The sequence below is a fragment of the Wolbachia endosymbiont of Drosophila simulans wHa genome (assembly GCF_000376605.1).
GTDB classification, from domain to species: Bacteria; Pseudomonadota; Alphaproteobacteria; order Rickettsiales; family Anaplasmataceae; genus Wolbachia; species Wolbachia pipientis.
In genome coordinates this window covers 1,056,158-1,070,810 of record NC_021089.1, presented here as the reverse complement: position 1 = coordinate 1,070,810, position 14,653 = coordinate 1,056,158, and the positions used below count along the sequence as shown (strand labels likewise).

11 protein-coding genes are annotated in these 14,653 nt (G+C 35.5%); 7 read left to right on the top strand and 4 right to left on the bottom strand.

Annotated elements, in window-relative coordinates; all coding sequences use genetic code 11:
- The 4 genes from WHA_RS04860 to surE all read left to right on the top strand — a co-directional run bounded on the left by WHA_RS04860 (position 1) and on the right by surE (position 8,103).
- Positions 1-2,862: an FAD-dependent oxidoreductase gene (locus WHA_RS04860; RefSeq protein WP_015589372.1), complete on the top strand. Its 2,862-nt coding sequence runs from the start codon at positions 1-3 to the stop codon at positions 2,860-2,862.
- Positions 2,863-3,165: 303 nt separating this feature from the next.
- Entirely contained in the window at positions 3,166-4,725 is a 1,560-nt protein-coding gene (locus WHA_RS04855) for a proton-conducting transporter transmembrane domain-containing protein (RefSeq protein ID WP_015589371.1), read from the top strand.
- Positions 4,710-6,053: a signal recognition particle protein gene (ffh, locus tag WHA_RS04850; protein ID WP_015589370.1), complete on the top strand. Its 1,344-nt coding sequence runs from the start codon at positions 4,710-4,712 to the stop codon at positions 6,051-6,053. Before WHA_RS04855 ends, ffh begins: the two co-directional genes overlap by 16 nt.
- Before the next feature lie 1,297 nt (positions 6,054-7,350).
- Positions 7,351-8,103: a 5'/3'-nucleotidase SurE gene (gene surE, locus WHA_RS04845; RefSeq protein WP_015589369.1), complete on the top strand. Its 753-nt coding sequence runs from the start codon at positions 7,351-7,353 to the stop codon at positions 8,101-8,103.
- Between the two features lie 24 nt (positions 8,104-8,127).
- Here surE and hisS read toward each other — a convergent pair whose 3' ends face one another.
- Positions 8,128-9,351 (bottom strand): histidine--tRNA ligase, encoded by a 1,224-nt coding sequence (hisS, locus tag WHA_RS04840; protein WP_015589368.1) that lies wholly within the window; start codon positions 9,349-9,351, stop codon positions 8,128-8,130.
- Positions 9,348-9,920 (bottom strand): NifU family protein, encoded by a 573-nt coding sequence (locus WHA_RS04835; protein WP_015589367.1) that lies wholly within the window; start codon positions 9,918-9,920, stop codon positions 9,348-9,350. Before WHA_RS04835 ends, hisS begins: the two co-directional genes overlap by 4 nt.
- A gap of 169 nt (positions 9,921-10,089) precedes the next feature.
- On the opposite strand from WHA_RS04835, the gene WHA_RS04830 reads away from it, so the two are divergent.
- Positions 10,090-10,341: a J domain-containing protein gene (locus WHA_RS04830; RefSeq protein ID WP_223823149.1), complete on the top strand. Its 252-nt coding sequence runs from the start codon at positions 10,090-10,092 to the stop codon at positions 10,339-10,341.
- Between the two features lie 19 nt (positions 10,342-10,360).
- Here the strand turns inward: WHA_RS04830 and WHA_RS07105 are convergent, their stop codons facing one another.
- Both WHA_RS07105 and WHA_RS04825 read right to left on the bottom strand, forming a co-directional pair.
- Entirely contained in the window at positions 10,361-10,627 is a 267-nt protein-coding gene (locus WHA_RS07105) for a hypothetical protein (protein ID WP_227738562.1), read from the bottom strand.
- Between the two features lie 33 nt (positions 10,628-10,660).
- Positions 10,661-11,890, bottom strand: a complete 1,230-nt coding sequence (locus WHA_RS04825; protein ID WP_227738561.1) for an N-acetylmuramoyl-L-alanine amidase — start codon at positions 11,888-11,890, stop codon at positions 10,661-10,663.
- 342 nt (positions 11,891-12,232) lie between these two features.
- On the opposite strand from WHA_RS04825, the gene WHA_RS04815 reads away from it, so the two are divergent.
- Positions 12,233-13,462, top strand: coding sequence for a cytochrome b (locus tag WHA_RS04815; protein ID WP_006280242.1), 1,230 nt, complete (start codon positions 12,233-12,235; stop codon positions 13,460-13,462).
- Positions 13,463-13,809: 347 nt separating this feature from the next.
- Positions 13,810-14,568 carry a cytochrome c1 gene (locus WHA_RS04810; protein WP_010963022.1) on the top strand — a complete coding sequence of 253 codons (759 nt, stop codon included), beginning with the start codon at positions 13,810-13,812 and terminating at the stop codon, positions 14,566-14,568.
- Positions 14,569-14,653 lie beyond the last annotated feature (85 nt).

The window sequence follows — 14,653 nt, the reverse complement described above, 5'->3', positions numbered from 1 at the left end:
ATGAAGCTGAATTTCAAAATCTCATTTTCGAATCTATATACTCGCAATGGATTAATAAAATTAGATGAGACATTTTTGAATTATATCAAATCATGTGATGAGAGCTTGTTTTGTTCATTAATTGAAGCAAGAGAAAAAGCAGCTTCTTCTTCGATGTCATCCCAGTGTCACCCCCCGTCATCCCAGTGCTTGACACTGGGATCTAGAAAACAAGAAGGACGGTCAGCTACTTGGATGACAGATAGTCAGTTAATAGTAGACCTCTCATATTTACTTGATGAATTTATTGCAAAACTTTTCAATGTTGAAAAAGAAATAGAGGAGCTAAAGAAAAAGCACAACGACTTTGCTGTAATATATAAATGCAAAAGGTTATTTGTCCAACGCTATGCATTGAAGAAATACACTAATGTGGCGAATATAGATATTACTAACAAACTAAGTCATTTTCTCACTTTGCCAACAACAGAAAAAAATTTTGCTGAGCAGGTGATGCATTGGTTTGAAGATAAAGAAAATCACAAAGAAGAAATAGAACTTGCAGCACAATATGCAGTGTGGAGAGTAAAAAATAAACAGAGTATATTATTCAGTATTCATAAAAAAATCGACCACGAAAACCTCATACCATTTTCTAAAAAAGAAGTGGACAAAGTTGAAGTGCTGTATTCAAATGAAGTAAAAAGACGATACGGTTTTGATCTAACAAGCAAAAAGGTGAGTTTGAATAAAGCACTAGATAATGCTCACTACTGCATATTTTGTCATAAGCAAAGTAAGGACAGCTGCTCAAAGGGGCTAATTAATAACGACAATACTTTTAAACAATCTCCACTAAAAGTTGAACTGCACGGCTGCCCACTAGAGCAGAAAATATCAGAAATGAATCTGGTGAAAAGCGAAGGGTACAGCATAGCAAGTCTTGCAATTGTGATGATAGATAACCCATTATGCGCAGCCACTGGGCACAGAATATGCAATGACTGCATGAATTCGTGCATATATCAAAAACAAGAACCCGTAAATGTGCCAGCAATTGAAACAAGGATTCTGGATGATGTGCTCAGTTTACCGTACGGATTTGAAATATATTCTCTGCTCAGCCGTTGGAATCCTTTAAATTTTCAGCGTTCATTGCCAAGAGGAAACACTGGAAAAAACGTTCTAGTTGTAGGCCTTGGTCCTGCTGGTTTTAATTTAGCTCATCATTTGTTGAATGATGGGCATAACGTTATTGCCATTGATGGACTAAAAATTGAGCCTTTGATCGATAATTTCCAGCTAATTAAAGATTTCAAACACGAAAAATTGAGTGAACGCATGGCAGGAGGGTTTGGTGGGGTGGCAGAATATGGTATTACTTCTCGGTGGGATAAGAATTACTTAAAGATTATTAGATTACTGCTGGAAAGACGTGAGAATTTCGTACTTTATGGAGGCATTCGTTTTGGTGGCACGATCAATGCTGATGACGCGTTCAACTTGGGTTTTGATCACATCGCCCTAGCACTTGGCTCTGGTAAGCCACGAATGATCAAAATAAAAAACATACTAGCTCGTGGAGTACGCATGGCATCTGATTTTCTGATGTCGTTACAACTGACTGGCGCTCTTAAATTCGATTCTATAGCAAATCTGCAAGTTCGTATGCCGATAGTTGTCATAGGTGCGGGGCTTACTGCGATTGACACTGCCACTGAAGCTTTAGCGTATTATCCAATTCAAGTAGAAAAATTTCTTCTTCGTTATGAGATATTAGTTGATAAGTATGGAAAGGACTGTGTTGAAAAAGATTGGACAGAAGAAGAGCGCGAAATTGCGAATGAGTTTATATCGCACGCACAATTGATCCGAGAAAAGCAAAAGTTAGCAAAAAAAGAGAATAGAGAAATAAAAATATTAGAGTTAATGCAGAGCCTCGGGGGAGTGAAAGTTATATATAGAAAAGAGCTAAAAGATTCACCAAGTTATCGATTAAATAGCGAAGAGGTGCAAAACGCATTATCAGAAGGGATTTACTTTATTGAAAACTTAGAGCCAGTTGAAGTTGTGACGGATAAATATAACCATGCTGAATTAATAAAACTGATAGACACAAAATCCGGCGAAATCAAACGTATAAAAGCACGTTCTATTTTTATAGCAGCAGGTACTGAGCCAAATACAGTTATTGCAACAGAAGATAAAAAGCATTTTAAATTAAGTAATGGGTATTTTACTCAATTGAATTCATTGGGAAAAGAAATAGATCCAATATTTTCTCCAAAAATGCAAAATAAAGATAGAATATTAGTGTATAAGCAAGGCAATAAAACAATCAGCTTTTTTGGTGATCTTCATCCTTCGTATAGCGGCAGCGTTGTGAAAGCTATGGCAAGTGCTAAGAACGGCTACCCTATTATTTCCCAGCTTTTGAATAGAGTTAATAGCTTCGTTTCTGTCATTCCAGTGTGTGATGTTGTGGGCCAGAAAAAAAATGCGTGGCCAAGTGTTGAAGACCTGGCTAATAAAGAATTATTTAATAGAATCAAAGAGCAATTCACTGCAAAGGTTATAAAAGTTCAATATTTAACAGACAAAGTTGTGGAAATAGTGATCAAAGCACCACTTGCGGCAAAGAATTTTAAGCCTGGGCAATTCTTTAGATTGCAAAATTTTGAAACCAATGGCAGAAAAGCCAATAATACAAACCTTGCTATGGAAGGTATAGCCGTAACCGGCACTGAAGTAGACAAAAAAAAAGGAATTATTTCCACTATTGTGCTGGAAATCGGCGGCTCCACTAATTTATGCAGACACTTAAGAGAAGGCGAGCAAATAATTCTTATGGGCCCAACTGGCAGACCTACTGAGGTTTACTAAGTCTCAATATTAAAGTGATGTCAAATTTTATTTCAAAAAGTAAATAATTTACTAACGCTCGTGCACAAATTAAAAATAAATTATGCACGAGTGTAGCGTTATGAATTAGGAGTGCTATATTAAAGCTTACCTCACTATTAAAGCTATCGGTCAGATTAGATTAAAAACCTAATCTGACCGGTTTCTCTATAACCCTCTAAACTCTGATATAATTATATGATAATTAGTTTAATTAGTGGTTAATATGCAAATTGATTTTATTCATATATTGAGATAGCATAAACCATATTGGTTTTAATTATTGTGCAACTTTATAAATCGTCACTGTTACTTCTACTGACTGTATTAATAGTTATAGTCCTAAAATTACCTGAAAATTTGAGCATTGCAGTAAATTGGTCTCTCCCAATTCTAGATTTTGATTTATCTTTTCGTACCATACTAATATCTTTTTTATCAGTTGCATTTTTAGCTGTTCTACCAGCACAAAATTTGACTTTTTCAGAGATGCTATCTTTTGCTGCTTACACTATTAGTTCACTTTATGCAGTTTTATCTGAACATATGATATTGGTTATAATATTCTGTGAATTAATGACCATCAGTGCATTTTTTATTATCGCAGCTAGCTGTAGAGATAGTGGACCTGCAATAAGGTACGCTTGTGTACACTTTTTCGTTGGAGTTATATTAATAGCAGGATTGGCACTTCAAAGCACTAACCTGATAATTTTGGGTTTATTGATAAACTGCGCTTGTTTTCCTTTTTCATTTTGGGTTGTTGATGCATATCCTGCTGCATCGCTACATGGCACCACATATCTCTCTTTATTTACCACTAAAGTCTCTTTTTTAGTGATGCTTTTACACACTTATAACCTATGGCAAGATTGTACTGAAATATTAGCGCTTGTAGGCACCATCACTGCAATTTACAGCATTATATTTGCTTCTCTCGAGCAAAATATTCGTAGATTTTTATGCTATAACGTTGTAGGACAAATGGGCTTGCTGATTATTGCAGGAGGTTTACTCAGCCCTTCGGAAAAGGCAATACCAATTTTGATACTGCATATAATCTTCTCTCTTGTTTATCAATCATTATTGTTTGTAGTCAGCAATTCGATTATTTCACGAACAAAAACAATTAGTTTTAATGGAGTAGGCAAACTGATGTCAGTGGAAGGCATGTGTGCTATAATCGCAATACTTACAATGGCTGCATTTCCTGGAACCGCTGGATTTATTAGCAAATCATACATTACAGCCGAGATTGAAGCAAGTGGTGCTAATTTAGAAGTGTATAAAAACTTATACAAGATTCTAAATTTACTGCTTTATTTAAGCGTGGGGCTCAAGTTTCTTTACTACATATTTATTGCAAAAAGTAAGTCAAAACCTTTAGCAGAGAGGGGAGGCAAAATGACTATGATTATTTTAGCATTTATATGCGTAATTGCTGGCAACCCTTACTTACCTATTTACAATAAACCTTCGATTTTCGATTTTGTGTACAACACAAAAAATATTTTGTCGCAATTTAATTTGTTATTATGTACCACTTTATTGTTCATTCTTTTACGCAAGTTATTTTACCCGAGAATAAATTTTAAAATGGATGTTGATTGGATTTTTAGAGCTTTCATACCCTATATTATCTTGCTGTTCAATCAATTGGTCTTTAAAGTGAGAGAAATGTCTGCCAACGTACTGCAAAACTTGACTAATTCACTTACTAGTTTATACTTTGATAATATTACTAAACTTAAGGAAGTGCTGGGTTATAACTCAGTGAGTTTTGTTTCAGCTTCTTCTCTCTTTTTAATGAGTATTCTACTAATGCTATTATGTTTAAGTCGTTAACCGAAAGTTTAAATTCTGTATTTAGTAAACTAAGAGGAAAGTCGATCATTTCTGAAGATGATTTTAATCTTGCCATGCGTGAAATACGCATAGCCTTAATTGAAGCTGACGTTTCACTTGAAGTTGCAAAAAAATTCATCAATGACATTAAAGATAAAGTGATTGGGGAAAAAGTCATAAAAAGTGTTTCTCCAGCACAAATGATAATTAAAATTGTGCAGGATAATTTAGTTGCAGTTCTCGGATCAGAGAAAAGTGACTTAAATCTAGCAGTTAAACCCCCTGCTGTGATTATGATGGTGGGCTTACAAGGTGCAGGTAAAACAACCACCTCAGGAAAGCTTGCTTTAAAGCTAAAAAAGCAAAAGAAAAAAGTGATGCTTGCCTCTTTAGACATTTATAGGCCGGCTGCCCAAAAACAACTTGAAGTGCTAGGTAAACAAATAGATGTGCAAACTTTACCTGTAGTAATAGACGAGAAGCCCATTACAATTACAAAAAGGGCACTAGCAACAGCAAAGAACGATAATTGTGATGTATTAATACTAGATACCGCAGGCAGGCTTCATATTGACAATAATATGATGAATGAGTTGAAAGCCGTAAAGGAAATAGCTTCACCTGCAGAAGTTATTTTAGTAGCCGACGCAATGATAGGCCAGGATGCGGTCAACATTGCCAAATCATTCAATGAGGTAATAGATGTAACCGGCATTATTCTTACCCGTGTTGATGGTGATGCACGTGGTGGTGCTGCTCTTTCTATGAAAATGATCGCCGATTGTCCAATTAAATTTATTGCTTGTGGTGAAAAATTAAGTGACCTCGATGATTTTTATCCAGATAGAATTGCAAAAAGAATACTTAGCATGGGTGATGTTGTCTCATTGGTTGAAAAAGCTGCTGAGATTGTTGGTCAGGAAGAAATTGATAAGTTACAAAAGAAAGTGAAAAAAGGTAAATTCGACCTAAACGACCTAGTGGGAATGTTAAAAACTCTGAGTAAAATGGATGGCATTAGCAACATAATGAAATTCATTCCTAGTTCATTTACAAAAAAGCTAAGTAGCAGTGTGCCAGATGACAATAAAGTGAAAAAATATATAGCCATCATAAACTCAATGACTGAAAAAGAAAGGCAAAATCCAGATATTTTAAATGGCAAAAGAAGACTTAGAATTTCTAAGGGGTCCGGAACAACTGTAACTGACATTAATCTTCTAATTAAGCAGTATAATCAAATGAGCTCTATGGTAAATAAGTTCAGTAAAGTTGACCATAGTAAACTCAAAGAATCTGATTTGATGGATATGCTAAGCAGAAAGTAATTCAGCAGGTAGTGGAATGAGACAAATCATCAGTAAACCTTTAGCTATATCAAAAGCGGCTTAGGTCTCGCAAAAAAATTTACAGCTTCTTGCTAGCCAAGAAATTTATTATTAATTTTAAGAAATACTATAGCTGACCCAAGCAACACGTCATACCGCGATTCATTTCATAACTGTACGAACATTGTAGTGTGGGCCACCAGTGGGGTGTCATCCGAGTAGCTTGACTACTTGGATCCAGAAAAAAGAATGGTGTCATGAAAGTAGCCTCCTTCTCCTGTCATCCCAGCGCCCAGAGGTGTCATCCTTTTTTTTGGATTCCAGACTGGAATGACAGCAGTCCTACGTCATGCCACCGCGAACCGTCATACCGCGATTCATTCGCGGTATCTCTAGATCCCGCTAACAAGTAGCGGGATGACGAGGTCAGGGTGTCATGAAAGTAGCTGACACTGGTTTCCATCCAAGACAGCAGTAGCCCCTTCGGTGTCATTCCAGTGCCCAGACACTGGTTTCTATCCAAAAGGGTGTCATCCCAGTGCCCAGACACTGGGATCCAGGAAAGTTTGCTTGTGGACAAGCAAACTAGCACAGAAAGTGGTTACAACATTTTCGATGAGATTGCAGAAAGGCTGGATTCCAGTGCCAAGCACTGGAATGACAGCAGTCCTACGTCATACCGCGATTCATTCGCGGTATCTCTAGATCCCGCTAACAAGCAGCGGGATGACGAGCTTATCGTCACGCCGCCACGAACCGTCATACCGCCGCGGCGCTAACAAGAGATCCCGCTAACAAGCAGCGGGATGACGGTTGTCGTTTAGCTACAAACATTAAGAAATTTACCAAATGAAAAAAAAGGCAAAAGAAGCCCCGTAGTGCAAGTTTTGACTCTCTATTACTGTAAGTGGCGCTGTAATAATGTGCTAACGCTTAAAATAAGCGCGATTTGGCTGAATGTAGAAAAATTTTAAAAGACATGCAGCCGCTATAATTTTATGTAATCCGCCAAAAAATACCCTGAGTTTTTACTGAATTTTGTCATTGAGCCTGCAGGTCAAAAACAAGTTTTGAGTCATAAATACCCTTAACACTATAATAAGGGGGCTGGCGGAGTTTGTCAAGCAAGTTTTTTCGTTTCTATTGTAATGACAGTTATGGCCTGTGCAAGAAATCTATTGATTTACAGCAGGTTCTTTGTTACAGTTCGTAGTTATGCAAAGAAACTTAAAGCCTCATGAGTTTATTTACAGCCAGTGGTTTACATAATTTGGAGCTGTATAGCTGAGTATTGTATATGATAATATTAATAACAAACGATGATGGTTTTGGAAGTGAAGGAATAAAATTACTCAAAGAGATTGCACGGAATTTTGCGTCAGAAATATGGATAGTGGCACCAGATACTGATAGAAGCGGGGCTGCAAGATCTCTTGATTATCCAGTGAAACAATCTATTGGAATAAACCAACATAGTGAAAGGGAATTTAGTGTGTCTGGTACTCCTGCAGATTGTGTCATTATTGCGCTAAATAAAGTTATGAATAAAAAACCAGACTTAATATTGTCCGGAGTAAATATTGGATCAAATGTTGGGGACGATATTTGTTATTCAGGAACAATTGGTGCTGTAATGGAAGGTGCTGCAAGGTCTATACCTTCTATTGCACTGAGCCAAGTTTATCATGATAAAATAGACTGGCACAATACAAAGGTTTTTGCACCAAAGGTTATTGCCAAGCTAGTTAAGGTTGGTTGGCCTAAAAACATAGTGATGAGTGTAAATTTTCCTGCTACGGAAAAAGTAAAAGGAGTAGAATTTGCTGAACAAGGTGAATATAACATTGATGGGGATTTAATTTTTACTGAAAATTCGAATGGCTCTTTTAGCTTAAATTGGTCTCGAGAGCACTCAGGCAGTGGTAGTATAAATAAAATAAAAGAAGGATTTATTACTATCACACCAGTAAAATTAGATTTTACAGATTATGATACATTGAATGCTATGAAAAATTCTTGTGCAGACGAATTTTCTTCTATAGCTGACTGAGAAAAACATTTGCATTGCTCCTAATTAGATGTTTTCTATTGTGTTATCGCGAGCAATTATTTTTTCTTCACCTGTATCCATATTTTTTACTTTAACAGTATTGTTGTTTAACTCATCATTCCCAAAGATCAATACAATTTTAGCATTTGCTTGACTTGCTTTCTTCATGCGATTTTTAACTGTTCCACTGTGTTCGTAACTTACATATAAACTATTTCTGCGCAATTCATTTGCAAGTGTTAAAGCATGTTTTTCAGCCTCTCTACCGATTGGAATTAGGTAAATAGGTCGCTCTTCTTTCGGAGAATAATTGATTAACTCCATTATGCGCTCAATACCCCCTGCAAATCCTATTGCTGGAGTGTGTTTTCCACCTACTGAAGATACTAAATTATCGTATCTTCCACCGGCAAAAACTGCCCCTTGTGCACCTAAATCCTCTGTAACAAACTCAAACACTGTGTGGCAATAATAATCCAAACCTCGAACTAGTTTATTGTTTACGGTATAAGGTATATCAAGAATTGTTAATCCATTTAGTATTTGTTCAAAGAAATCTGAGGACTCTTTCGTATAATAATTGCTGATTTTAGGCGCATCAGAGATTATTAATCTATCTTTCTCATCCTTAGAATCTAGTATTCTGAGTGGATTTTTGATCAACCTATTTTTGCTATCTTCTGATAGATCATTTTGATACTTTGTAAAGTATAAGATCAAAGCTTCTCTATACTTAGTTATTGTCTCACCATCACCTAAAGAGTTGATTTCCAGCTTTACATTTTTATTGATGCCAAATTCAGTTAGTAAGTGCTGAGCGAGTGATATCAATTCAACATCGGCTTTTGGATCTTCTATGCCAAAAACCTCAAAATTTATCTGATGAAATTGCCTTTGTCTTCCCTTTTGCGGTCTTTCATAGCGAAATGCAGGCCCTGTTGAAAATAATTTTATCGGCGTTTGCAGTTTTTTTTCAATTAATAGCCTGACAATCGCTGCAGTGAACTCAGGACGTAAAGTTATGCTCTTTCCCCCTTTATCATTGAAGCTATACATCTCTTTAGTGATGATATCTGAGCTATCACCTAAAGTTTTTGTAAAAACCTCCGTGTACTCAAATATTGGAGTTTGGGCGGGCAAAAAGCCGTATAGACTTGAGATTCTATTTGCTGTTTGCTGAATGTATTTAAACTTATACCACTCATCAAATAGAAGGTCTTTCGTTCCTCTAACTGTTTGATTAGTCATAGTGTGGTCTCTATACCTGCAACCTCTGGTATGTGGTAGCTCAGCATATTCTGCACTCCTTGCTTTAAAGTAATTGCAGCACTTGGGCATCCAGAGCAAGCTCCTTGTAATTCAACATAAACTATTCCATCTTTATAGCCACGAAATTTGATATCGCCACCATCTTGAGCAACTGCAGGTTTGATATAACTTTCCATCAATTCTTTTATTCTATTTACAATTTCTATATCACTTTCATCAAAAAATTCCTCATTTGGTATGTTATTATCATTCACTCCTTCTTTATTTAGCGCTTTTCCACCTGAAGTAAAGTGATCCATGATTGTAGTTAAAATTTCTACTTTTAATGTATCCCAATTAATTTCACCCAATTTTGTTACTGAAATAAAATCATGACCAAAAAACACTCTTACCACATGTTCTATTTGAAAAAGATTTGCTGCTAGTTTAGAATTTTTTATCTCATTTGCATTTGAAAAATCAGCCGTTTCTCCTTCGTTTAGAATTGCAAATCCAGGGAGAAATTTCAGTGTGTTTGGATTAGGTGTTTCTTCAATCTGAATGAACATGTTATTTACCATGACGATTATAATTGTTACTATTTAATCATAAAATGATAAAAAAATATACATGTCATTCATCTTTTTCCTTTTTTGGATATTCATAGTAGTTACATTTGTCTTGCCTAGCGTTGTTATATTTTTTCTTTTCCTGACAAAAAAAAATAATATGAGTTTCATGATGAACTCTATATTGAGTAAGTTTTTGAACGAATTTAGTAGCAGTAGAAGTTATACTGAAAATTACACTGGTGATAACATGTCCAAGGATGAAGCATTAAAGATACTGGGGCTGAATCCTGAGGCAAGTCAAAATGAAATCAATAAAGCATATCAAAATTTAATGAAATTAGTTCACCCAGATAAGGGAGGCTCGGAATATTTTGCGCAAAAGCTAAATGCGGCACGTGATAAATTGTTAAAAAAGTGATCTTAAAAAAAGTTTTCGTTTAACGAATTTCTTCCTTTGCTTTTTCTAAATACTCCAATATTGCTTCATGTAGTGCAGTCCATGTTATCTGTTCTTCCAGGGAAGGTATAAATTCTTGTCTCCAAGCATTCTTAAACTCCTGAAACCACTGTTTTTCAAAACCCTGAAATTCTAAAGAAATATCTACTTTAAAGCTATCAATTAAACTGGAAACTTCTGCAGCTTTAGAGCTATCTAGAGATTTTAAAGATAACACTCCACTCTTTAAAATCTCTAACTCTTCCAATACATTAAGCTTAAATGGTTTATAGAGTGAAGACTATATGCGATATCTTAAATAAGAATCATAGTATAACTTAATTTTGTACATTAAAGTGGTAGATGCATCAGGAGAAATGTTATTCTCATATTGTGCAAGAGAAGATAATAAATTCTCATAATCTACTTTGCTTAAACATGGTTGTAGAGTCGATTTAATTTTTTCACTAAAGGTTAGATAACTAGAAGAAATGCCATGACTATATTCACTAAAGAATTCAGGAAATATATCTGCTTGTTCTAGTTTAAGAGGTAGATCTTTTCTAATTTCTCTTGGTAAATTATGTATTGAAAACTGATAAATAACCCATACAAAATTCTCATCAAACTCATCTGAGTAATCAGCATTATTATCAGGAAAAATTACATTACCTTTCTTATCATTCCAAGGTTCTATCTTATAGAAAAATCTGTTCAGCCTTTGTTTTAATTTCAAAATACCTTCATTTCTATCACCTGCTTTATACAATGTTTTGCCCATTTTGTGTTTAGCATCTTTAGGGTTTATTCTGTCACTTATGTGCAATCCAATTTCATTTTTCTCTAATAACTCCCAATCAAACAATTTGTGTGGATCTGGTTTACGCATTGTATAGCCAAGCTCTGGATCATACACTATAGTTCCTATTTCAGAATGACTAAATATCATATCCCTTTTAATTTTAAAACGCTCCATAAGGTATAAAATCAGCTCTTTAACAGATCTCATTTGCTCTTCCGGAAAAGGCTCAAGTCCTGTGTTTACAATTTCAATACCTACAGAATAGTTGTTAAGCTTCCGTAACTCTTCAAGCTTACTATCTACCTTAACTCTTGCATAACTAATACCAGCATGCCATGCTTCTTTCTCTAATGGAACCATTAAGGTGATGCTGCCATCCCTATCGACAATAAAATGAACTGACAATCCTCTAGCATTCAGCGTATCTTTTGTACCTTTTAGTGTTGATGTTTCAGTATGGTGAACTATAACCATTAACACTTTTTTACCTGCCCTATCACCATAATTTAAAGCTGAAGCTGGATCTAAAAATAACAAATCCTGATCTTTCAATAATGGTAATTTTTCTTGTAAATCTTGAAAATCATTCTCGATATTGCTTGAACTGGATACTTGCCCAGATATGAGAAATGCTGAGACAGTAATCAGTAAAACTAATAAATATTTGTTGACTTTAGATAGTTGGATTTTCATACCATCTTCATAAACACTTTGTAGATAATTTTTCATTATATAGTTAGAATAGGGTTGTTGAATAAATTTACAAGACAAAATCATACTAGTCTGGTAGTAGTAACATGTTCAGAGATGGAGCATTTAAAGTGCTAGGAATAGATTCTGGAGCGAACCAAAATGAAATCAATAAAGCAATCAAAATTTAATGAAATTAGTTCACCCAGATAAAGGAGGCTCGGAATATTTTGCACAAAAATTAAACGCAGCACGTGACAGGTTGCTGAAGAGGTAATTAATATTGCTTTAAAGTTTTTATTTGTGCGTAAAGGATAAGTTGCTACAATAAAAAAATAAGATAAAAGTAGCAATGGACATGTGTTCAGAAAGGTTTAAGTTATGCAGGAAGATAACAAAAAAGAAACAATAAAAGAAGAAAAAGGCATATTAGGATGGATAGAATATAGATTGCCTATATTTTCTTTTCTAAGACACACTGCTTCTTACCAAGTGCCAAAAAACTTAAATTATGCTTGGAACTTTGGCTCTTTGGCTGGTATAGCGCTGATTTTACAAATAATAACAGGTATATTTCTTGCTATGCACTACACTCCGCATGTTGATTATGCGTTTAATAGTGTAGAGCGCATAATGCGGGATGTGAATTACGGGTGGTTAATACGCTACACTCACGCTGTTGGAGCATCGCTCTTCTTTATGGTAGTCTATGTTCATATAATGCGTGGATTATATTACGGATCTTATAAAAGACCGAGAGAGATGGTGTGGTTTATTGGAATATTTATATTTTTTGCAATGATGGCAACTGCCTTTATGGGATATGTATTGCCTTGGGGACAAATGAGTTTCTGGGGTGCAACAGTTATAACCAACTTATTTTCTGCTATACCTTTAATTGGCAATAAAATAGTTATATGGTTATGGGGTGGTTTTTCAGTGGATAACCCAACACTTAACCGTTTTTTCGCTCTGCATTATCTTCTGCCTTTTGTTATTATTGCTTTAGCTATGCTTCATGTGATAGCTCTGCATAGGTTTGGCTCTGGTAACCCAAGTGGAGTGGAGGTAAAATCAGATAAGGATACCATCCCTCTCTATCCTTATTATATAGTCAAGGATTGCATAACTTTTGGTCTGTTTTTTGTAGTTTTGTTCGCATTTGTTTTCTATGCTCCCAATTATCTTGGGCATCCAGACAATTATATAGAAGCTGATTCTATGGTCACTCCGGTACATATAGTGCCAGAGTGGTATTTTTTACCTTTTTATGCAATGCTACGTTCAATTCCAGATAAACTTACTGGTGTGCTTACCATGTTTGCGTCTATTTTAGTGTGGTTTTTGTTACCTTGGCTTGATAAATCAAAAGTTAAAAGTGGTGCTTATCGCCCGGTGTTTAAGAAATTTTTTTGGGTTTTTGCAATAAATTTTGTACTTCTTGCCTGGCTTGGAGGACAAGAGGTAAAAGAGCCTTACATCACTATGAGTAGGCTATCTACTCTTTATTACTTTGCATACTTTGTGATAGTTTTACCACTGCTTAGTAAGTATGAAAAGCCAAAAGAACCACCAAAAACCTTAAGTGATTCTGTGCCGGAGATGAGGTGATGTCAATTCAAAGCAGATCTCTTACAAAATTCTCTGTCATCCCAGAGCCCTCTTTTGTCATCCCAGTACTTGACACTAGGATCCAGAAAAAAAATAAATGGATTCCAGCATCATGTACACAATTGTATGAACGTTGTATACAACACACAGTGTCATTCCACTATCTTCCGTTGTCATCCCAGTGCTTGACACTGGGATCCAGGTATAAAAATACTTACAAATCATGCAATGGACAACAGATTCTAGGAGTGCATGATAACCATAATGTCAGTGATGAAATAAGCTGGATTCCAGTGTCAGCTACTTGCATGACATCAATTCGAAATTTACTAAAACAGTGGTTATGCATGGGATCTAATGTATTTGCAATCTTCTGCATGTTATTTCTATCTAGTCTTATATCTGCAGAAGAATTTAAATCATCACCAAATAAGAAAATAGACTGGAAATTTGATGGAATTGTCGGATCTTTCGATAGAGAGTCAATTCAGCGTGGCTATAAAGTGTATAAAGAAGTCTGTGCTGCTTGTCATTCAATGAATAGGGTAGCATTTCGTAATTTGCAAGATGTCGGTTTTTCTGAAGAAGATGTAAAACAAATAGCAGCTTCTTATCAAGTTAAAGATGGTCCGAATGATTTGGGTGAAATGTTTGACAGACCTGGAGTACCTTCGGATTATTTTATTGCGCCTTTTGATACAAAAGAAGCAGCTGCAGCAAGCAACAATGGTGCAGTCCCACCAGACTTATCATTAATTATTAAAGCAAGGCATGATGGTGCAAATTATGTCTATTCATTGTTAACAGGCTATCAAAACGGCGAACACGATGAAAATGATTTATATTTTAATTCGTATTTTCCAACAGGCAGATTAGCTATGGCGCCACCACTTTCTGAAGGAATGGTGGAATATGATGGTGCAAGGCAAGCCACAGTTGAAAATATGGCGTATGATGTGATAAATTTTTTACAATGGGCAGCAGAGCCAGAATTAGAGCGCCGGCATAAACTTGGATTAAAAGTAGTGGCGTATTTTATAATTTTAACAGTGTTTTTTGTATTAACTAACAACAAAGTTTGGAGCAAGCTCTATAAAAAGAAGTGATAGTCAATTTTGCCTCAAGCACAATGGTTGTCATCCAAGTAGCTAACACTGGTTCCTTTATGACGGTGTCATCCGAGTAGCTGAC

What these genes read in the sequence shown, in the direction of transcription:
- WHA_RS04835 (WP_015589367.1), bottom strand. Translation starts at nt 9,920, where the DNA reads ATGTTCATTCAGATTGAAGAAACACCTAATCCAAACACACTGAAATTT.
- surE (WP_015589369.1), top strand. Translation starts at nt 7,351, where the DNA reads ATGATAATATTAATAACAAACGATGATGGTTTTGGAAGTGAAGGAATA.
- WHA_RS04860 (WP_015589372.1), top strand. Translation starts at nt 1, where the DNA reads ATGAAGCTGAATTTCAAAATCTCATTTTCGAATCTATATACTCGCAAT.
- WHA_RS04830 (WP_223823149.1), top strand. Translation starts at nt 10,090, where the DNA reads ATGATGAACTCTATATTGAGTAAGTTTTTGAACGAATTTAGTAGCAGT.
- WHA_RS04810 (WP_010963022.1), top strand. Translation starts at nt 13,810, where the DNA reads ATGGGATCTAATGTATTTGCAATCTTCTGCATGTTATTTCTATCTAGT.
- WHA_RS04815 (WP_006280242.1), top strand. Translation starts at nt 12,233, where the DNA reads ATGCAGGAAGATAACAAAAAAGAAACAATAAAAGAAGAAAAAGGCATA.
- ffh (WP_015589370.1), top strand. Translation starts at nt 4,710, where the DNA reads ATGTTTAAGTCGTTAACCGAAAGTTTAAATTCTGTATTTAGTAAACTA.
- WHA_RS04825 (WP_227738561.1), bottom strand. Translation starts at nt 11,890, where the DNA reads ATGAAAAATTATCTACAAAGTGTTTATGAAGATGGTATGAAAATCCAA.
- hisS (WP_015589368.1), bottom strand. Translation starts at nt 9,351, where the DNA reads ATGACTAATCAAACAGTTAGAGGAACGAAAGACCTTCTATTTGATGAG.